Source organism: Luteibacter sp. Sphag1AF (genome assembly GCF_014192715.1).
Taxonomy (GTDB): domain Bacteria; phylum Pseudomonadota; class Gammaproteobacteria; order Xanthomonadales; family Rhodanobacteraceae; genus Luteibacter.
The window spans coordinates 91,306-110,909 of the sequence record NZ_JACHYH010000009.1; the positions used below are offsets into that span (position 1 = coordinate 91,306).

16 protein-coding genes are annotated in these 19,604 nt (G+C 63.1%); 1 reads left to right on the forward strand and 15 read right to left on the reverse strand.

Annotation, left to right across the window (positions count from 1 at the left end; all coding sequences use genetic code 11):
* Positions 1–188 precede the first annotated feature (188 nt).
* The 3 genes from FHW69_RS17220 to FHW69_RS17230 form a co-directional block, all read right to left on the reverse strand.
* The gene (locus FHW69_RS17220) at positions 189–1,181 is read right to left on the reverse strand and encodes an AraC family transcriptional regulator (RefSeq protein WP_183424339.1); all 993 of its coding nucleotides are present in this window, start codon (positions 1,179–1,181) and stop codon (positions 189–191) included.
* A 366-nt stretch (positions 1,182–1,547) separates the two neighbouring features.
* Positions 1,548–2,906: an Hsp70 family protein gene (locus tag FHW69_RS17225; RefSeq protein ID WP_183424340.1), complete on the reverse strand. Its 1,359-nt coding sequence runs from the start codon at positions 2,904–2,906 to the stop codon at positions 1,548–1,550.
* A gap of 100 nt (positions 2,907–3,006) precedes the next feature.
* Positions 3,007–4,419 (reverse strand): porin, encoded by a 1,413-nt coding sequence (locus FHW69_RS17230; RefSeq protein ID WP_183424341.1) that lies wholly within the window; start codon positions 4,417–4,419, stop codon positions 3,007–3,009.
* Positions 4,420–4,723: 304 nt separating this feature from the next.
* On the opposite strand from FHW69_RS17230, the gene FHW69_RS17235 reads away from it, so the two are divergent.
* Positions 4,724–6,991, forward strand: a complete 2,268-nt coding sequence (locus tag FHW69_RS17235) for a TonB-dependent receptor (protein WP_183424342.1) — start codon at positions 4,724–4,726, stop codon at positions 6,989–6,991.
* A gap of 33 nt (positions 6,992–7,024) precedes the next feature.
* Here FHW69_RS17235 and FHW69_RS17240 read toward each other — a convergent pair whose 3' ends face one another.
* The 12 genes from FHW69_RS17240 to FHW69_RS17295 all read right to left on the reverse strand — a co-directional run bounded on the left by FHW69_RS17240 (position 7,025) and on the right by FHW69_RS17295 (position 19,589).
* The gene (locus FHW69_RS17240) at positions 7,025–8,023 is read right to left on the reverse strand and encodes a hypothetical protein (RefSeq protein ID WP_183424343.1); all 999 of its coding nucleotides are present in this window, start codon (positions 8,021–8,023) and stop codon (positions 7,025–7,027) included.
* 144 nt (positions 8,024–8,167) lie between these two features.
* A complete protein-coding gene (locus tag FHW69_RS17245; RefSeq protein ID WP_183424344.1) occupies positions 8,168–9,577 on the reverse strand; it encodes an amidohydrolase family protein in 1,410 nt (469 codons plus the stop codon).
* Entirely contained in the window at positions 9,574–10,623 is a 1,050-nt protein-coding gene (locus tag FHW69_RS17250) for a lysylphosphatidylglycerol synthase transmembrane domain-containing protein (RefSeq protein WP_183424345.1), read from the reverse strand. Before FHW69_RS17250 ends, FHW69_RS17245 begins: the two co-directional genes overlap by 4 nt.
* Positions 10,616–11,347 (reverse strand): phosphatase PAP2 family protein, encoded by a 732-nt coding sequence (locus tag FHW69_RS17255; protein WP_183424346.1) that lies wholly within the window; start codon positions 11,345–11,347, stop codon positions 10,616–10,618. Before FHW69_RS17255 ends, FHW69_RS17250 begins: the two co-directional genes overlap by 8 nt.
* A 12-nt stretch (positions 11,348–11,359) precedes the next feature.
* Complete coding sequence (locus tag FHW69_RS17260; protein ID WP_183424347.1) at positions 11,360–12,439, reverse strand: hypothetical protein; 1,080 nt, start codon at positions 12,437–12,439, stop codon at positions 11,360–11,362.
* A gap of 49 nt (positions 12,440–12,488) precedes the next feature.
* Positions 12,489–13,430 carry a hypothetical protein gene (locus tag FHW69_RS17265; RefSeq protein WP_183424348.1) on the reverse strand — a complete coding sequence of 314 codons (942 nt, stop codon included), beginning with the start codon at positions 13,428–13,430 and terminating at the stop codon, positions 12,489–12,491.
* Positions 13,431–13,489: 59 nt separating this feature from the next.
* On the reverse strand, positions 13,490–16,009 hold the full coding sequence (gene plsB, locus FHW69_RS17270; RefSeq protein WP_183424349.1) for a glycerol-3-phosphate 1-O-acyltransferase PlsB: 2,520 nt from the start codon (positions 16,007–16,009) through the stop codon (positions 13,490–13,492).
* A gap of 54 nt (positions 16,010–16,063) precedes the next feature.
* Positions 16,064–16,852: an SDR family oxidoreductase gene (locus tag FHW69_RS17275; RefSeq protein ID WP_183424350.1), complete on the reverse strand. Its 789-nt coding sequence runs from the start codon at positions 16,850–16,852 to the stop codon at positions 16,064–16,066.
* Complete coding sequence (locus tag FHW69_RS17280) at positions 16,849–17,445, reverse strand: HAD family hydrolase (RefSeq protein ID WP_183424351.1); 597 nt, start codon at positions 17,443–17,445, stop codon at positions 16,849–16,851. Before FHW69_RS17280 ends, FHW69_RS17275 begins: the two co-directional genes overlap by 4 nt.
* Positions 17,446–17,489: 44 nt before the next feature.
* On the reverse strand, positions 17,490–17,894 hold the full coding sequence (locus tag FHW69_RS17285; protein WP_183424352.1) for a hypothetical protein: 405 nt from the start codon (positions 17,892–17,894) through the stop codon (positions 17,490–17,492).
* Positions 17,895–17,940: 46 nt separating this feature from the next.
* Complete coding sequence (locus tag FHW69_RS17290) at positions 17,941–18,666, reverse strand: sterol desaturase family protein (protein ID WP_183424353.1); 726 nt, start codon at positions 18,664–18,666, stop codon at positions 17,941–17,943.
* Positions 18,663–19,589, reverse strand: a complete 927-nt coding sequence (locus FHW69_RS17295) for a fatty acid desaturase (protein WP_183424354.1) — start codon at positions 19,587–19,589, stop codon at positions 18,663–18,665. Before FHW69_RS17295 ends, FHW69_RS17290 begins: the two co-directional genes overlap by 4 nt.
* Positions 19,590–19,604 lie beyond the last annotated feature (15 nt).

Consider the following 19,604-nt stretch of genomic DNA (forward strand, 5'->3'; position numbering starts at 1 on the left):
TACCCCGCTCTCCCTTTCAGCCCCACGCGCCACAGTGCAGCGCGAAAAAAAAGGGCGGCGAGAGTTCTCGCCGCCCGAATGGTTCTGATTAGAGAGAGGTGGCCATCATTGCGATGGCCACAAACGGCAACGACAAAAGCAATTCCGGCAACACGCAAATCGTTTTCGGAGCGATGTGAATAGCGCGTCTACCAACCGTCGTATTCGTCTGCCATCGACATATCTTCCGTAGGCTGCGTTGCCCGCGTCAGCGTTTCGCGTGGCTGTTCGCCAAACATGTGCCGATACTTTTCAGCGAAGCGCGACAAGTCCCACATGCCGCAACTCAACGCCACCGACTTCACCGAACGGCGTCCAGCTTCCGCAGTCACGAGGCTGCGATGCGCCACACACAGGCGAAGCATGGCCAGATAACGATTGGGCGGAACACCCAGAAGATCATCAAACGCATAGCGCAAGCCGCGCTCACTGGCACCGGCTGCCTGACACAGCTCCTGCGCGTAGATGTCGCGACGAAGATTGGCCCGCATGAAACGCTCGGCACGCCGCAACACCTGATAGTGCGCACGCCTGCCCCGTGAAGACATCGGTCGATCTTCCGAACTGGACGCCATCGCCGCCGCGATGTGCTGATCGAGCAGATCCTCCACAGGCCCCAACGCTGCCTCGCCGTCGCGCGGCAATTGCTCGCGGATGCGTTCGAACGCGCGGGTCAGCACCGGCGAGCGCGAACTGAACAACCGCAAACGTTGCGCGTAGAACTCAAGATCACCCTGCTCCAGCGCCGCAAAGCGCGTGCGGAACTGGGCCGCATGCACCATCGCCAGCGTGATGCGAGCGCCGCGCTCGAACATGAAATCGGTAGATACACCAGGCAGCAGCGTCACCGCCATATCCGATTCCACACTTACACCCTGACACCAGCTGCGCTCCGAGGCCTGGTGCACATAGGCCACCATGCACCAGTCGTCCGGCACTGTGAAACTGCCTCGCACGTCAAAACCGACGTCTGCCGTGAGGTAGAAACTGCCATCACGCATCACAGATGCGACGGTGGCTCGCGGACGTGCCGGATTGAGCATCAGCAAATCCACGTCACAAAACTTCAGGGCGGACCCCAAAGTCACCAGATCAAATTCTTCCCAGCTGTCCAACCCCTGCTTGTCGGACTTCATCGACATTAGCCGTCCCTCCATAGCCGATCCGTGTAGTCGTTGGTTTCACTCAGTGTCGTTAGGGGGAGAGGCGCAAGGAGCGTCTCAATCGGCCTTCATCTGGCCGATCGTGCCGAAACCCGGTGGATGCACGCACGCCCCCGGCGCGCACCACGGTTATCGAGGAAAACAAACAGTTGCTCATCGCCGGCACCCCCCCTTTGAGAAGACCCAGGAGCGGCAGAGAAGATACGGCACCCGGGCATGGTTTGCATAATTGAATGCCGGATACGCATCGAATTGCCGCACTGGCGACGTTTATGACCTAACTACGGCTATGCGGTGTGAAATTGCCGAATACGCTTAGGAGTTTTTACTTAGATCGGTAAAAACTCAAGAAATTGCGGCCCTTGCGAGACCTGAGACGACACCCAGCGATGGATCGCCATGGACCACGTCAATGCCGGGAAAGCTCATTCGCACCCTCTCCTGCACCTGGGGCGAACGCGACGTGCCGCCGGTGAGGAAGATGCTGCCCGGGGCTTCGGGGAGGTCAGAGCGGGTCTGCTCCAGAAGGCGCTGCATCCGGTCGAGGAAGTCTTCCGAGGCTACCTTGAAGTCGGCGTCGGTGGCCTCGACAGCGAGATCCGCTTCGATGAAGTCCAGCGCGGCGCAGGCACGCGGGCCAGCGCTCAGCTCGATTTTCACGCGCTCGGCCGACTGATTGAGGCGGGTCGTTGCACCCGTGGATTGCAGCGCGCGCAGGCGGCTGCCGAATGGCTCGTCCACCTGGCGGTAGTCCTGCTTGCGGAATTCACGCTGCTTGGGAAGATTGTGGACACTGGCCGCTTCCACGAAGTGGTGAACGGGGACGCCGGATGTGTCTTTGCCGAAATGGGGCATGAAACTGTAGAGGCTGATGCCCACGTCCAGATCCGTACCGCCACGGGGAAGACCCCAGCTGCGATGCACCTGCGGTTCGAGACCGCCGCCCAGTTCGGCATAGGCCACGTCAGTGGTACCACCACCGATGTCCACGATGATCGCGCGCTGCCGCTCTTGCAGTTGCATGTGGTACGCCATGGCAGCGGCGGCCGGCTCTTCCAGGAACGACACGCCGTCAAAGCCGGCAATATCGGCGGCCTCGCGCAGAATGCCCAGTGCCTGATCGCCACCAGCCGGTCCCATGGAACTGCGAAACTCCACCGGACGTCCAATCACCGCCTCACGCACCGGCACGCCAAACTGCTGGGTGGCCGTCAGGCGGATGTGTTCGAGGATGTGCGCGGCAATGCTCACGATGGTCTTGCGGACGCGGGGGTCCAGCTTGTAGCCGAACATCGACTTGGGCGATTCGATCAGGTTGCCGGTGCCCTCTTCCAGATAGGCGTCCACGGCGTCCTCGCCGAACAGCGCATCCTGGAAGCTGGCCACCGAAGCAGACGCTGCACGAGTCTGCTCTTCCATCCACTGGCGCCGCACGATGCGCACGGCTTCCCGGTGCAACTGCACTTCAGGACGTGGCGAAAGACCCGCCGCACGCTCATCGGCGCGCGACGCGCGGATGATGGATTCGACCTGAGCCTCAAGCACAGGCGTCAGCACGAAGTCTTCGACGTTGGGCACTACCTCGGGGAAGAACACCGCCGTGCGGAACTGGCGGGCCTCCCCGAAACGAACGAGCTTCAGCTCACCATCAATGATGGCAGCAGCGGCCGAATAGCTGGTTCCGAAGTCGATTCCGATGCGCATGAGAGGGACTGAATGCTTTGGGGAACCGCCAAGTATCGCGGGTTCCCCTCCCCGGGGCCACCTTTCGATGAGGGCGCGGCCCGCCAGGCCGCGCCCGGACTCAGAAATTGACCTGCAACTGGAGCCGGACCAGATCGCCATCCACCCGCTTGTACGGCGCCGCCGTGACGTCCGTCCGACGCATGTTCGCGTAGGACAGGGCGATCTCAAGCTCCGTGAGCGGCTGCCACTCCACACCCACTTCCAGTTCGTCCACCAGCATGCGCGGCGCATTGGTGTCGAACTTCGCGGCACCGCGATAAGTCTGCCACTTGGCATACGGCATCAGCGAGCCGTAATTGCCGTCCACCTTGTACATCACCTGGGCGTAGCCGCCGCGCAGTGACATCGTGCGGATGGTGCGGCGGGCCACGTCCAGCTGCGGGCCGCGCCCCACGGTCCACTCCGCCTGGAAGCCAAACGGCTGCGGGTAATAAATGACGTGCGCGGCAACACGGCGATCTTCCGATCCCGCTTCGGGCGCATCCACGCGCGGCGTGAACGTGCTGCCCGTGGCAGACAACGCCGTGCCGGTGGTGACCTTGTAACGACCCGAATAGGCATCCGCGCCCACTTCCAGATACTGACCGTTGCTCATCTTGAACGGATAAGTGAAGTGCAGCACGGTGTGCAACTGGTCGTTGCGATCCGGACGATTCGCGCCCTGGCCGTTGTACACACCCACGCCGAACACGCCGTAGTCGCCGGACCCCTTCAAGCCCGACTTTTGCAGGTAGGCGAAGCGCTCGCGCGCCACCGTGGGCGAGTAGTAGAAAAACAGGCCCAGATCGCGCTCGTCGCGAACTGCCGAGTTCAGCGCATCGGCGCGGTCAAGCGCCAGACGGTTCTGGCTGGACTGCAAATCTTCCCAGCCATAAGGCACTTTGGACTGACCTGCGCGCAGGCGCCAGGTCTTTTCCTTGTTGAAATAGATGTCCGCATACGCATCGCGTAACTGCGCGAAGTTGGTCGTCGTGGAACCGGTGGGCGTGCTGCCGAAATCCGGCTGGATGTAGATCGACACGTTGTCCGACACGTCACCGCTGATGACCAGGCGCGCACGACGGATGCCAAAGCCCTGATCCTTGCCGATGAAGCGGTCACCCGGCGAACGCAGGTCGCCGTGATCGCCACCCACGCCCTGGTTGTAGCGCATCTGCAGATAACCACGCAGACCGATGCGGTCGTACCACTTGGTGGACTTCACCGGGGCCGGGCCGGAGGCAACCAGCGGTGCCGCTGTGGGCGTCTGGACGGCCGCAGCAGGCGTCGCTGCAACCGTCGTAGCGGCGCCTCCCTGCCCCTCTTCGCTGCGCACGAAACGCCCCAGTTTCGTGCGACCCGGACCCGGCTCCGCATAAATTTGCTGGGTCTTGCTGTCCACATACAGTTCCAGCGCCGTCTGCGGAGCGGCCTCGGCAGCCGCCGTCGCACACATTCCCCACACGGCCGAGGCCAATACCCGCTTCTTCATGCCAACCTCACAATTTTGAGAAAATACTCAAACGTCGGCGATTGGGTTGCTAAATGATCGCAACATCGCATCGCCAAACGAAGGAGCGGCACGTTAGCGACCCAATATGTCGACGGCGTGACAGCCTCCGGCGGGCTGGCGGTAACCGTTTCGTTGTCGCGGTGCAACACTTTCGTAACGAACGCCTGTCGGTGGATAATTGCGATGCCAGCGCGCAGCCAGGGGACCGGCGATCAGGGGTGGCCGGTTCTTTATCGCGCCCACCGCGCTTCACGACTCCAAGCCAATCGGGAACTAAAGAGCCATGACCCTCCGGAACACGCGGACGCCGCGACGTCTAGCCATTGCCTTGCATATCGCAGTGGCACTCGCCGCCGGCACCGCTGCCGCACAGGACGCACCCGCCGCCAACACGGCCAACACGCCACCGAAAACCGCCACACTGCAGACCATCAGCGTCACCGCTGAAAAACGTGTGGAAGACATGCAGAAAGTGCCCATCTCGATGACGGTACTTCCGGCAGAAAAGCTCGAAGCGTTCGGCCAGGCAGGTGACGGCGTGCTTCAGCTGGCCTCACGCGCACCCAGCGTGTATGCCGAAACCTCGTATGGTCGTGAGTTCCCGCGCTTCTACATTCGCGGCCTCGGCAACAGCGACTTCGATCTGAACGCGTCGCAGCCGGTGTCGATGGTCTACGACGACATCGTCCAGGAAAACCCCATCCTGAAGGGCTTCCCGCTGTTCGATCTGGAACAGGTGGAAGTGCTTCGTGGTCCGCAGGGCACGCTGTTCGGTCGCAACTCGCCTGCGGGTGTCATCAAGTTCGAATCGCGCAAGCCCACCCAGGAAACGACCGGTTATGCCCGCGTGTCCTACGGCTCGCTGGGCACGGCCAATGTTGAAGCGGCACTCGGTGGCGCGCTCAGCCCGAACTGGTCGGCACGCGTGTCCGCGCTTGCGCAGCATCGCGACGGCTGGATCGACAATGCCTACACCGGCAAGAAAGACGTGCTGGGTGGTTACAACGACCGCGCCGTGCGTTTGCAGGCGCTGTACAAGGCCAGCGAAAACTTCGACGCACTGATCAACGTGCACGGTCGCTGGCTGGATGGCAGCGCGATGGTCAATCGCGCCAATGCCATCGAACTGGGCGCACCCAGCTTCGTTCCTGGCTTTGATCGCGACACCGTGGCTCAGGACGGCCGCAACCGCCAGCACCTGTTCACCTGGGGCAGCAACCTGCACCTGAACTGGCACTTCAACGACCTGACCCTTACGTCGATCACCGGCCTGGAGCGTGCCACCACGTACAGCCTGGGCGATGTGGACGGTGGCTACGATGCCTCCGAAACGCCGGCCACGCCGAACCTCGGCAACCGCTACATCACCCCGTTCTATTCGGAAACCGCCGATGCGCTGCCGAAGGATCGTCAGATCAGCCAGGAATTCCGCCTTGCCAACGATCCGTCCAACCGCCTGAAGTGGCAGGTCGGCACGTACTACTTCGACGAAGACATTGCGATCCGCAACTACTCGTACGACACGCTGAACAACCACGTGCTCAACGGCGACGTCAGCCAGGCGCAGCGCACCAAGGCGTGGGCAATCTTCGGCTCGGCCGACTACAACATCACCGACGCCTTCGACGTTCGCGCGGGCGCCCGCTACTCGCACGACAAGCGTGATTTCTCGGCTACCCGCACACTCGGTTTCACCGGCCCCGTGGGTCCGCTGACCGCCGATCCGGTGGATGCGCGCTGGAGCGGCGACCTGACCGGCACCTGGACGCTGTCGCCCAATACCAACGTATACGCACGCGTTGCCAACGGCTTCCGCGCACCCAGCGTGCAGGGCCGCATCAACTTCAGCAACACGATTTCCACCGCGAAACCGGAAACCATCACCTCGTACGAGCTGGGCATCAAGACGACCAGCGAAGACAACAAGGTTCGCTTCAACGCCGATGTGTACAAGTTCAACATGCACAATCAGCAGCTCACGGCCGTGGGGGGCGCGACCAACGTCACCCAGCTGATCAACGCGAAGAAGACCGAGGGCTACGGCGCGGAGTTCGATCTGGAAGCCTACCTGTCGCCGAACCTCATCGTGACGGCCGGCGGCAGCTACAACCACACCGAACTGAAAGACCCCAACCTCGCCGTCGCTCCGTGCGGTGGCGGTTGCACGGTCACCAATCCGCTGAACGCCGCGGGCAACGCCATCATCGACGGGAACAGCCTGCCCAACGCGCCGAAGTGGATCGGCACGCTGACCGCACGCTATGGCATCCCGTACGGCGAAAGCGGCGAGTTCTTCGTGTACACCGACTGGAACTACCGCTCGGAAGTGAATTTCTTCCTGTACGACTCGGAAGAATTCCGCAGCAAGGCGTTCCTGGAAGGTGGCGTGCGCGTCGGCTACAACTGGAACTTCGGCAAGCGCGAAATCGCCCTGTACGGTCGCAACATCACCGGCAAGCAGGTCATCACGGGCGGCATTGATTTCAACAATCGCACCGCTTTCGTGAATGACCCGCGTGTGGTGGGCATCGAGTTCCGCGCCGAGCTGTAAGCGGCGCTTTGCGATACATCAGGCGGCCGGTCCTCAGCGACCGGCCGTCCTGCGATCCATCGGGCCCACTTCGTCAGGATTGAACGGCCACTTCTGAAGCGGCCCATGCACGCCAAAGTGAGCGGCTGCCTCTTCGGCACTCAGGGGGCCGAGCTTGTCGATCATCCGCTGCACGATCTGGCCACGGGTGCCTTTGGTTCCCAGCGTGGCCGCGTAGATCACCGCCGCGTTGCCACCGATGCGATTGGACAGGAAGTCTTCTGCCTCGAACGCCGAGAATGGCGCGTAGAACACCTGCATGACCTCCATGGTCCACGCCCCGAAGATCGACGCGCCCGGCACATAGCATCCCGGGTTGCTGGCCGTGGAAATCACGTGCTTCAGATCCACCCAGCCGGCCTTCGTCGTGTAGACGTAGCGGGTCTGCTCATTCATGCCGCGCCCGGCCAGCGTCTTCCACCAGTCGCCCGTGGATGCGTGCGCGATGGCATCGTCCACGATGGAGGCGACGTCCGCCGGGTTGGCGTACTGCTCCAGATCTTCGCGGTCGTGCCACAGCGGCTTGCCCTGCCCGCCCGGAACATCCGGTGCACTCATGCGCTCGACACGCGGCGCGTCCTTCGTCACCAGCCGCAGACGCAACTGGTTGTCGGTGTCCGGTTGAATGTCGATGTTGTACTCGCCCAGCGGGCGACCGGTGAGGTGCTTCATGTAGCTCACCGTAAAGATGTGAACACCGGGGGTGAGAAAAACATCCACCTTCTGGCGGCGATCAAGCATCGCCACTGGCTGCCGGTCAATCAGCAGCACGGTGTGGGTCATGGACCCTACCGTTCCCTTGTCGCGCACGATGGTCACCGGCAGCGTGCGCTGCGCATCGGCCTGCAACAGGTCGTGACCCAGAATGCCCGACGCCGGTACCGGCCTGGCGTCGGCCGGGCGCACTGCCCGGGACGATGACGCACAGCCTGCCAGCGCCGCGCAAAGCGACATGGCCAGAAGGCCGCCCTGAATCGTTGCCCCAATCTTCATTCGTGTCCTGTCCTGCGTGTGTGATGGCCCCATGTGTGCCATGCGTTGTCTGGACGTGCGCCGGTAACAGCAATGGCGTGCAGCACGATGAAGCGCAGCACGAATCGCCAGAGCGGCCCGGCGTTCACCGTTTCGTTGTGTTCCTCAGGGCGCGCATGCACAGTCGACCAGCTCCGGCGGCGGTGTCGGGCAGAGGATGAGCGCCGCATCCGGTCGCGCGAAGGCGCGCTTCAGCACCGGGGCGCCGCATGCGTAGCCTTCGCCTGTGCAACCATTTTTCGGAAGCGCCATGCAGGCATCTGCCTCGCTGAAGTCAGCCAGCCACGAGGTGAGCTGGGCCGAGACGTATTTCATCTTCCCGCCGACCATCACGAAGTGGACGTTGGTGCTCCGCGACTCGATCACTTCAACCGCCATCATTCCCGGATCGGTATCGCCGACGCGGAACGCGGCAAGGTCCGCCTGTGCGCCCGGTGCGATCACGCCGATCTGGCCGGTCATGCCGAGGGCTGAGGCGGGATGCGACGTCATCATGGCCAGCAGCGACTCGCTGGTCACATCCGCGTCGTCCATCCGCAGGGCGCGGGCAAAGCGCGCTTCATCCAGCAGCGTGGTCGACCCGCTGGGCATCCAGTCTGTGCCGAGGCTGATCGACACGCCCTTGCTTTGCAGAAGCCCGATGGGCGCGGTGGCGTTGTACAGATCCATGTTGCTGCGCGGCGACCAGAGCATGGCGGTGTGCGTCCTGGCCATGCGAGCGGCAAGTTCGTCGTCCACTGCCACCGCGTGCACGAGGGTCAGGGGCTCCGTCTGTGCATAGGTTTCCCTGCTTTCCAGAAGGCAGGCAAGCTCTCGCCGACTGGCCGCATCCGTGCCCTCGCCCGCATGCACCAGCGTGGGATGCGACGAGGACAGGATGCGATGTTGCGTGCAGTCTTCAGGCGGCAGCTTCGTGCCGCGCCCGAACGGAAACGTGATGTTCTTCACCGGCGCGAACCAGCCCGCATCCGGATTGCGGGTCAACCCTTTCGCACCGCCACGGCCGGCAAGCGTCGTGGTGCCCGATGCCAGATGGCGCAGCTCTACCAGTGCAATGGGCGGCTTTCTGCCGGTGCGGTTGACCAGGTCGCCGGGCCACAGCGACGGATCAGCCTGCCAGTCGCGATGGGATGCCATGGTGTTCGCAGGACGCTTCAGCGGCTCGCCGGTGCTGTAATTGAGATGTTCGTGCAGGTTGATGAGCCCTGGCGTGACCACCTCGCCGGGGCAATCCATCTGCGTGGTGTCGGCGTCGGGAGCCACGGCATCGCATCCCACGCTTTCGATCCTGCCATCGGCACCGATCTGCACCGTGCCGCCCAGCAGAAGCTTTTCGCCGGCCAGGATGTTGGAGCGAATGGCCAGCCGCCCGTTGGCCGCCTTTGCCGTGACGTTGCACACCTTGTGCGGGTCCACATAGCCCGACACGCAGGTCACCACGTCGGCAGCGGACGCCGCCATGGATATGCCAGCCAGCAGCGCGCCGGCGATGCACAAAACCATCTTTCCGTTCATGCGCTTTTTTCCTGAGGGGTGGCCGATGCAACGCGCGCGGCCCGGTCGTCGCGGAGTGCTTCGCGCACGTCCGACAGGCCCGCCTGACCACCCACGAAAGCAATCAGCGATGCCGAGGCAACAACAAGGAAGTTGAGCAGGCACAGCAGCGAGAAACCGGTGGCCTGCGTTTCAGACAGGCCAAGCGCGGTGAGCGCCGAGGCCACGGCGACTTCGCGGGTGCCGATACCGCCGATGGACAGCGGCAACGAGGCGACGATAGTCGCCATCGTCACAATCGCGTAGGTCACCAGCGGATTGATGTCTGTGGACACGGCGCGGCAGAACACATAGGTCTGCGCCACGATCAGCGCCTGCGACGCCACCGAGATCACAAATGCCTTGAACATCGTGCGCCGGCTGATAAGCGCCACCACCTGATGGTCAGCCGCCGTGCCAGCCGCCAGGCGGCCCAGTCGCGCGAGCGTCTTCGCCGCCAGCTTTTCCACGCGCAGCTGAAACCAGCGCGGCCAGACCAGCAATGCCACCGACGCCAGCGCCAGTACGGCGAATGCGACGCGCACGCCAATCACCACATAGCCATGATTGCCGGAGCCCACCGTGGCGCCGAACGCGGCGGCTACCACCAACGTGGGCACCACATCGAATATGCGATCGAACACCACGGAGGTAGCTGACGAAGGAAGCGAGGAGGCGTGTTCGCGCGCCAGCCAGATGCGGACCAGCTCCCCCACGCGTCCCGGACTGACGATGCCAAGAAAGAACGCGGCACCGTAGGTACGCAGCAGCTCGCCCGTCGGAAGCGGGCGGCCCACGTCGGCCATGATGACGTTCCAGCGGACGGCACGGATGCCCATCACCGCCAGGCCCAGCACGACGCCCACGCCCGCATACGCCGGATGCAGTCCGGCAATGTCGCGGTCAATGTGCGAGAACACACGGGACTTGACGCACAGCCACGAGAAAAGGCCAAGACCCACCAGCAGGCGCAGCCAGCTGGATCGCAGCAGCGGCGCCAGCCGCCGTCGCGAAAGCACGTTATCCATGAGCATGGGCCTTCCGGCGCGCGTCGCCGAGCATCGCCACCGGCACATAACCGCAGATCAAGCCGACGTAGATACCCGCCACCACATCACCCACGAAATGCGTATTCGTCATGACGAAGAAAAGCAGCGAAATGACGGAGAACACGATCAAAGGCAAGCGCCACCGGGGATACATCGCCATCAACGGAATCACCACGGCCAGCAGCGCCACGGTGGAACCGGAAGGAAATGCGCTGTATTGCTTGTCCGCGCCCTGGAAGGCATTGAACGTGTGGATGCCATCGTTGATGAAGCCGTGGCTGGCGATGCAGTCGTAGGCGCGACTTTGCGGCGCTCCTACGTTCATCACCTCGCGCGGCCAGGTGCGGCCGAACGCGAGCTTCAGCACCGACTTGACCTCCAGCGCCACCAGCAGCGACAGGCTGACCACAAACCACTCCGACTCGCCGCGTGAGGCAGGACGCGAACTGCGACGCAGCACGTAAACGATGGCGTAGATCATCGCCACCGGAGTCAGCACGATGGGCACGTCCAGGAAGCTGCGCATCCACAGATGCGTGTCCAGGCCGTGCAGGTGAATCCAGACCGCCAGCGGCCGATCCACCCACAGGATGCATGCCAGAGAAAGCGGCACGGTGATAAGAAGGCCCCAGACCATGATCCGGAACACGTTCCGCCAGGCAAGGTGATCCGTCGGCCCTGCGGTTGCCGTTGAATAATTCATGTGCATCCTTCCTCAGCCGATGTGGCCCGGCGCCGTTGACTCTTCAGCGACGACGTCAACCGCCCGCGCCCTCCCGACCTTTTCACCATTCAGGAAGCGCGCGGCGAACTCTTTCCGGTGGTCGTGATACTTGGAAACGATGCCCACGCCCTTCAGCAGTCGGATCATCTGGAACGGGATATCGACCTGGCCACGCATGAACGCCGTATTGGCCGATGCGCGGAACGCGTGGTGGTTGTTGTGCCACTCGCCGGCCAGGTAGCCGTAGAAGCGCTGATTCAGCGCGAGCGTGCGGCGATCCATATCCCAGCCATCTACCTGCTTCGGCTTCTCCGGCGTACCGTGCCCGCGGAAGTTGAAATCCCGCACGATGGCATGCCAGCAGAACTGCACGGCAAACCATGCCATCAACGTCGGCATGCCGCCCATGGCGTAGAACACACCCGCCCAGAACACCGTGGCAAAGGCCCAGCGGCCGAGGTAATGCGGAATGGACTCCACGCAGGCCCAGCGCTGGAACGACTCATAAGACGAAAACGGCATGCCCACGTGGGCCAGCCGCGCTTTCACGTGCTCGTACTGCGCCGGGGTAATGTCCGTGTCGATCTCGAAGTACGACGCCGCGTAATTTCCCAGCCAGCTCAGCTGCGGGCCATTCGGGTCTTCGTCTTCATCCGCCTTGGTGTGATGCACGTGATGCACCAGCGCATAGACTTCTTCGCGGTAACCCAGCGGATTGAACCAGAGGCACAGTTTGGGAATGATCGGATGGGAAAACTGGAACGCCCGATGACTGCAATAACGGTGATACCAGATCGTGTTGGCCACGTTGGCCAGCACCGAGAAGATCACGAAATACAGCACCATCGTCGACACGCTGACGTAGTACGCGAAGAAGATGATGGTCGGAATCACCATCAGGAAATGACTGAACTCGAACGCCGCGTGCAGCGTGCGGCGGCGATCCGCCAGGAAGTTCAGTGACTGGCCGTACTGGCGCAGCGCCTCCCTTACCGTGACCCGCTTGCGCTTCCCTTCGGCATCGCGCAGGGAATAAGCCCTCGGCAGCAACCTCAAACTTTGATCGTTCACTTAAAAGTCCCCACGTTCAGCCGCCACTGCGGCGTATCCAACAACCAGGTCAGGAATCGGCCGCGACAGGCGTGCCGCGACGGGTGAATCGGGTCAGCGCATGGATGCGGCTGCGGACATGCGCCGCGAACAACGCTTTCAGGTACATCGCCACCGACAGGCGCACCTCACGGTGGGTGAGGCATCCGCAGATCAGCAGCGCGTCGCCCGCTTCCAGGCGGATGTTGTCTTTCCAGAAACGCGCGAGCACCGGCTTGATGCTTTGCGCCGAGGTGAAGGGGCGCCCATAGATGTGCCCCGGGTAAGCGCTGCGAATCACGGACACATCGCTTTCCCACGTTTTCCCCGGCGACAGGACACCCGCCATGAAGGCCGCTACCCGACGGCTGCGATCCTCATCGCGCGCCTTGCGGCGGTCGATGCGCGGATACACGCTGTGCGGAAGGATCGAATAGGCCAACCGGTACACACTCGGGTTCTGCGTGCGGAATACCACCGACATCGGTTTGCCCGAATACGGAAAGTGCGCGCACAACATCTCGTGCACCAGCATCGAGCCGATGGTGTGCCGACCCACGGCCATCAGCGGAATCGAACGGATGTTCATGTTGTCGATGTAGACGATGCGCTCGCCCACGCCCTCCACGATGCGGATGCCGGTGAACCCCACCAGTTCGCGATCCAGGAATACGGCCCACAGGTCGTTCAGCGTCTTGAAGTAATCCGGCTTGCCCAGCCAGTGAAACGAGGTATCCGCCTGGTACAACGCGTCGGTCTCGCGCGCGAAGCCTTCCAGCACGGCACGCTGAGCTGCCGCGTCCAGCCGGGTGTCCGGCCGGCTCACGCGAAATACGTCGAACCGTCCGCGACGCTTCTTGGCGCCCGCAGCCTTGTGGAAAATGTCGTACAGCACCGCACTCGCTCCTTCGATGGATGTCTTGATCCGTTTCTTCAGGCCAAACGCCACCCCCGGGCCTGTTCCCGGACACATTGACGTCGTCTCTCGCATGAACTTTTTGCGCCAGCCCCCGCTGGCTCCCCTGCTTCTCTTTACGTAGCCTTGCCTGCTTCCGGCACGATGCGCTCGATGGCATGGCGCAGCTCGCGGCCCAGAAGTTCGCGCGCATCGCGCGCCCATAGCGCCAGCGTGTCATCGAACACGAGGCATCCCGCATCGTTCAGGCGCACCAGACCGGAATCGCGCAGTTTGTGGATGAAGACGCGGAATAGTGATTTGTCGAAGAATTCCGGCGCGGCCTTTGCATGCAGCAGGCTCAGGCGCTGCGCGGCGTAATGGCAGATGGTTTCCAGCTGGCCGGTAGACAGCGTGCCGCTGCCGTTCTTCACCAGCACGGCCATCGTGATGTAGTAGCGCTCCAGCGCCTGGCGCAGCGGTTGACCCACACCGCGCAGCAAGGCCGCCCCGTCGGAATCACCCGAAAGCGTTTCGACCACTTCCTGCCCCGGCTCGCCGGTGACGACCAGCAGGCCCTCGCGCAACAGCAACGCATGCGCCGAATCCATCTGCGCCATGAAGCCCGCCTCGTCCCACGGCAGGAACAGCTCGGCTTTGACGAAAGCGTAGATATGCCGCGCGATGGTCCGGATGCGCGACAGCGGCATGCGCTGGGTCTGCATCAGGCAGTTGGCGATCACGCCCGCCGCCACGAACAGATGGAGACTGTTGTTCCGGTACCACGACAGCAGAACCGCGTCGGCCTCGCGAATGCGCAGGACATCGCCCAACTCATGCTTCACCCGTTCCAGCACGCCCAGTTCCAGGCCATAGCCCACCATCTGTTCGGGGGTCATGCCGGTTACGGTGACGCGCTGGTCGTACACCACCTGGCTCAGCAGCGTTTTCAGCAAGGCCAGATGGGCCAGCAGATCACTTTCGGCCATTGCATGACGCGGCGCAGACAGCAGCGCCGTCGCCAGCAGGTTCACCGGATTCACGTCCGCAGCCGCATTGACGTTGATGTTGATGCGCATGGCGAGGTCGTCGATCGCCCTGGTAAGCCATGCCGGTTTCTCGCGTGCGCCCGGTGAGGCTTCGGCCTCCCACCCTGGCGCACTGGCATCCAGCACATCGGCCAGGTACACGGGCTGGCCGAAGTTGACGACGACCTGGCCGTAACGCGAGCGCAGCACGCCCGGCAGGCTGGTGATCAGCTTCCAGATGCTCTCGTTTTTCTTCGCCGCCCCAGACAGCTCGTCGATGTAGCTGCCGCCTTCCATGATTTTTTCGTAGCCGATATAGACAGGCTGGAACATCACGGGGCGCGACCGTTCACGCAGGAAAGCGCGCACCGTCATGGACAGCGTGCCCGCTTTGGGCTGTTGCAGCCGGCCCGTGCGCGAGCGGCCGCCTTCAATGAAGTATTCGATGGAATAGCCACGGCTGATGAGCTGGGCCATGTATTCGGAGAACACGGCCGAGTACAGCGGACTGCCCTTGATGTTGCGGCGCAGATAGAAGGCACCGCACTTGCGCAGCACACGTCCCACGAGCGGCAGATTGAGGTTCACGCCGGCCGCGATGTGTGGCGGCACGATGGAGTGCGTGTACAGAATGTAGGACAGCAGCAGATAGTCCATGTGGCTGCGATGGCTGGGCACATAGATCACCTCGTAGCCCCTGGAGGCATCCTTGAACGCATCGAGGTTGCGCACGGAAATGCCGCGGTACAGCCGGTTCCACACCGGCTTGAGGATGAAGCTGAGGGAGCGGACAGCGGGATGGGAATAGTCCGCTGCAATTTCCAGTGCGAATGAAAGTGCCTGCTTCGTGGCGCGATCGGCCGTCATGCTGGAACGACGGGCGTGATCGGCGATGGCGTCACGCACGGAAGGCGATGCCATCAACTGATCAATGACCACGCGACGCGTGGACAGGTCCGGCCCGACCACGGCCGTTCGGGTGCCACGGAAATGCGAGCGCAGCGTACGGGCCAGCTTGCGCACCGTACGTTCGGGCGCCTGCCCCTCGTCCACCAGCGTGCGCAGCGACACCGGTACAGCGAAGCGCACATGGGTGTCGCGGCCGTTCAGAAGCAGTGCCATCAGGCGGCGCATGCGCCCGCCCAGGCCCCACGTTTCGGCGAACAGCACCGAGAACCAGCCTTTGCTGCGGGTGGGCGCGCGACCCACAAACATGGACACGGGAATCAACTCGACATCCAGCGAGGGATCGCGGCGGTGCGCCTGAACCAGTGCGATCAACTCGACCGGATAGGCACGCCTGCGCTGTCCCCGGTTGTGCAGCGCGAATGCAGCACGGTGGCCGGCCCCAGCCTGCTCGTCCAGTGGCATCGGCAGGAATGCTGGCGGCAATCCGGCTTCGCGCGCCGCCTCATCCAGGATCAGCAGATTGGACAGGCCGTCCTGCTCAAACACGTAACAGACCGCACGCTTACTGTCCTCAGGCACACGGCACAGGATGTCGATTTTCAGCCACGGCGCCACCAGAGCGCCCAGGAGGCGCGCCCACAGGGGTTTCTCCCCTGGCGTCGCGGATGCGTGACGGGAGCGGAGAAAGGACGGCGATGTATCGGACAGCGGCTTGGACATGAGACCTTGAAGCGTCAGGTGGAACCGATAAGACAAATGCAGAGCGATCCGGCGTCAGGCCGGAGCGGACATCGCCATGACCATGCGGCCCAGCGCACGGCGCGGTATGAAGCGCACAGCGAACGCCATGATCTTGTTCATGGCTCCGGGCACCATCACACGGTCACCGCGCATCATGGCGCGGTAGCCAGCCATGCCGACGCCAGCGGCGGTGGCCAGCGTCTTGCCTTTCACCAGCTTTGAATCCTGCATCGCCGCCTTGTCCTGGAAACCCGATGAGGTGGGACCCGGGCAGAATGTGGTGACGGTGACGCCGGTATGCGCCAGCTCGGTGGCAAGCGCATCGGACAGCGACAACAGGTATGCCTTCGTGGCGTAGTACACCGCCATGAACGGGCCGGGCTGGAAGGCAGCCAGCGACGACACATTCATGATCTTGCCGCGCCGCTCGATCAGCTGCGGAAGGAAGCGCTTGCACAGCACCGTCGGCGCCAGCATGTTGAGCTGGCTCATGGCCAGTTCCGCTTCCAGTGACGCGCCGACGAACTCGCCAAACACGCCCACTCCGGCGTTGTTCACCAGGTAGTCGATGGCAATGCCCCTGCCCTGCACCGTCTCGAACAGGCCCTGCGCCGCGCCCGGCACACTGAGGTCGGTCGCCACCGTGGTCACGCGAATACCATAGGTGCGCGTCCATTCGGTACGCAGTTCATCCAGTGCCGGCTGGCTGCGTGCGGTCAGCACAAGGTCAATGCCGTCCGCCGCGAAAGCTTCAGCAATGGCCCGGCCAATGCCGCTGCTGGCTCCGGTCACCAGCGCGGTCTGTCGCTCTGGCGCGTTCAACGGCCCATCTCCTTCCAGCGGAAGAACCGGGTCTGTGCCATCTCCAGCATCTCCATATCGTCCTTGGTGTCGCCGTACGCGTAGATATGCTCGTACGTGTTGAGGTCGTAGGCTTCCGACACGCGGCGGCGCTTTTCTTCGCCGATGCATTGCGCCTCGCGGTAACGCCCGGTCAATACGCCATCGCGCGATTCGAGGCGCGAACAGACCAGCTCAAGGCCGTGCTTTTCGCACCAGTGCGACAGGTAGATGTCCAGGCCGCCGGAGACCACCACCACCTTGTCGCCGCGCTCCTTGTGCCAGAGGATGCGGCGCATGGCCACTTCGCGCAGCACGCCGGGAACGGCTATTTCACAGAACTGTGCAGCAAGCTCGCTCACCGTGGCGTGCGGCACGCCCCTGAAACCGAAGCGCACGACGCTGGCCCGGATGGTGTTGCCGGTGACCCAGCCGGCCTTGTAGCCAATGATCAGCGGGGCAAAGATGAAGTTGCCCGCCAGGCGCCGCGGCCGCGACACAGCATGGCGCACGAAGTCGCCAAACATTTCGCGTGTCGTGATGGTGCCGTCAAAGTCGAACAAAGCCAGATTCATGTCGTGCCTTCCAGGGTAAGACGTGGCGCAAGCGCCGGATGATTTCAGGACAGCGCAGGAGCCGCGCGCGCATCCGTCCGTGCGCCCGCAAGCGCCCAGAAGAACAATGCCGCAAATACCAGGTCACCGGACACCATGCCCAGCGTACGCGTGGTGATGGCCGAGGTTGCCCACAGGCCCGCCACCACCGCGAAAGCAGCCAGCTTGCCGATGGCCCCAAAGACCACCAGCGGGCGCTCGATGCGCGGCGCGGCGGCAGCCCATGCGTACGCGCCACCGAACAGCAGCATGAAAAGCACAGTCAGCGCGCGATAAAGCGGCGGAACCTCGGCGGGCAGATCGAACATCTGGCTTAGCGCCGAGCCCGAAAAAGCAAACAGCCCCACGCCACCCATGTTGAATGCCGCCGACGCCCACAGAAAGCGCCGCAACCACTGATCCCTGTTCATCCCTGCATCCCCCTATGAAATGTTGTCCTGCTGATAGATGGGCTCATCATGCGTTGACGTCCTTGCCGGCGAGCATGGCCGCGACCTGATGCTCGCGGTCGCCCCCGAAGCCCACTTCGAAATCCGCGCGATCCGGATTGCAGAACGTGCCAAACATCACATCCCACACCGGAAAGCCATAGTTCTGCGCGTGGTGCCCCAGCTTGTGATGAACCCGGTGCATTTCCGGCCGCTGCACCACCAGCCCCAGCCAGCGGGGCGAACGGATGTTGCAGTGCGCGTAATAGTTGTTCACGCCATAAACGAAAACCGACCACGCGATCCCTTCCGCATTCAGGCCCAGCAGCACGATGGCCGCGAAGCTGTTGAACAGGGTGTACACGATGTAGTCGAGCGGGTGCGTGTAGTCGGTCGCAAGAATGTCGATCCGGCTCGGGCTGTGGTGCAGCTGATGGAACGTGCGCCACAGGAAGTCGCTGGCGTGCTCGGCACGGTGCCAGCCGTACTGGAAAAAGCTGGAAAGAATGGCCGCCGCCATGCCACCCAGGATCGGCGGCCAGCTCTCACCGATGGAGAACAGCGCGTACTGGCCAAGCCACGGGTTGAGCCACAGGGCAAACAGGAGCATCAGCCCCAGTTGCACCATGTTCATCACCAGCGCCCGGATGAACCAGCGGCGATTGAAGGGCAACGACTGGTCCGGGAACACGCGTTCCAGAATGAACAGCAGAACGAAAACAACAGCCAGCGAGGCGTAGATGGCAGCAATCATGAGCGCAGCACCTGGGTGGCGCCGATGCGGATAGCACCGAACAGCGAGGTCTCCGTGGTGTCTTCATCGCGCACGTAGCCCACCGCTTTCAGGTGCCGGTACAGCGCCGGCAGCCGGTGCGTCTGCACGCTGGGGTACAGGTGATGGCACAGGTGATAGGTGTAGCCCATCAGCATGAAGCGCAGGACGGGCGACGTGCAGTTGCGCGCATTGTTGCCCTCCACGTCGGCGGTGTCGCCGTGCTCGATGTACGGGTGAAGCGCCCAGTACAGCTGCGCCACGATGGCCGGAGCCAGCACGAGGAATACGAAAAGCGTCGGCGCCGCCAGCGCCAGAGCGACGTAGCCCGTGGTCGCCGCAGCGACCATGACCACGTTCAGGCAGGCATAGAAGCGCATCCGCGCCGCGCTGAGCGGGAAGGTCCGGTCCAGCTTGTCGCGTGCCAGGATCAGCCGCACCACGTTGCGGACGCAGTACAGGTTGGTATCCAGCGACACGCGCATCTTCGCCAGCAGGTTGCGGTTGCCGCGATACAGCTGAAGGTCCGGGTCCTGCGGCGTGTTGGTATGCAGGTGGTGACGCCAGTGGTAGATGTTCACACCCACCGAAAGGAACAGCGGCGCGCCCAGCGACGCCAGCATGCCCATCACCATGCTCACGTCCTGATGGCGGTTCATGTTGCGATGAAAGCCCTCATGGCCCAGTGAGCCCATGTAGAACATGCCGAATCCGGAACTGATCACGGGCAGCGCCATCGCCACGACACGCAGCCACAGCGGCCAGGCGGCGTGCTGGTAAATCGCATAGGCGAGCCAGCCCGAACCCAACCAGAGCACCAGGCCATGCACGATGTAGTACAGGCCCATCAGATTGCTGGTTTCCCGAAACTCTGCCGGCAGCGGTGGGCGTCTGGTGGGTTTCATCGTCTGATTCCTTTC

Excerpts from the sequence above, each read along its gene's own strand:
- FHW69_RS17225 (WP_183424340.1), bottom strand. The coding sequence starts at position 2,906 with ATGCGCATCGGAATCGACTTCGGAACCAGCTATTCGGCCGCTGCTGCC.
- FHW69_RS17285 (WP_183424352.1), bottom strand. The coding sequence starts at position 17,894 with ATGAACAGGGATCAGTGGTTGCGGCGCTTTCTGTGGGCGTCGGCGGCA.
- FHW69_RS17230 (WP_183424341.1), bottom strand. The coding sequence starts at position 4,419 with ATGAAGAAGCGGGTATTGGCCTCGGCCGTGTGGGGAATGTGTGCGACG.
- FHW69_RS17240 (WP_183424343.1), bottom strand. The coding sequence starts at position 8,023 with ATGAAGATTGGGGCAACGATTCAGGGCGGCCTTCTGGCCATGTCGCTT.
- plsB (WP_183424349.1), bottom strand. The coding sequence starts at position 16,009 with ATGTCCAAGCCGCTGTCCGATACATCGCCGTCCTTTCTCCGCTCCCGT.
- FHW69_RS17235 (WP_183424342.1), top strand. The coding sequence starts at position 4,724 with ATGACCCTCCGGAACACGCGGACGCCGCGACGTCTAGCCATTGCCTTG.
- FHW69_RS17290 (WP_183424353.1), bottom strand. The coding sequence starts at position 18,666 with ATGATTGCTGCCATCTACGCCTCGCTGGCTGTTGTTTTCGTTCTGCTG.
- FHW69_RS17280 (WP_183424351.1), bottom strand. The coding sequence starts at position 17,445 with ATGAATCTGGCTTTGTTCGACTTTGACGGCACCATCACGACACGCGAA.
- FHW69_RS17220 (WP_183424339.1), bottom strand. The coding sequence starts at position 1,181 with ATGTCGATGAAGTCCGACAAGCAGGGGTTGGACAGCTGGGAAGAATTT.
- FHW69_RS17250 (WP_183424345.1), bottom strand. The coding sequence starts at position 10,623 with ATGGATAACGTGCTTTCGCGACGGCGGCTGGCGCCGCTGCTGCGATCC.
- FHW69_RS17255 (WP_183424346.1), bottom strand. The coding sequence starts at position 11,347 with ATGAATTATTCAACGGCAACCGCAGGGCCGACGGATCACCTTGCCTGG.
- FHW69_RS17265 (WP_183424348.1), bottom strand. The coding sequence starts at position 13,430 with ATGTGTCCGGGAACAGGCCCGGGGGTGGCGTTTGGCCTGAAGAAACGG.
- FHW69_RS17245 (WP_183424344.1), bottom strand. The coding sequence starts at position 9,577 with ATGAACGGAAAGATGGTTTTGTGCATCGCCGGCGCGCTGCTGGCTGGC.
- FHW69_RS17295 (WP_183424354.1), bottom strand. The coding sequence starts at position 19,589 with ATGAAACCCACCAGACGCCCACCGCTGCCGGCAGAGTTTCGGGAAACC.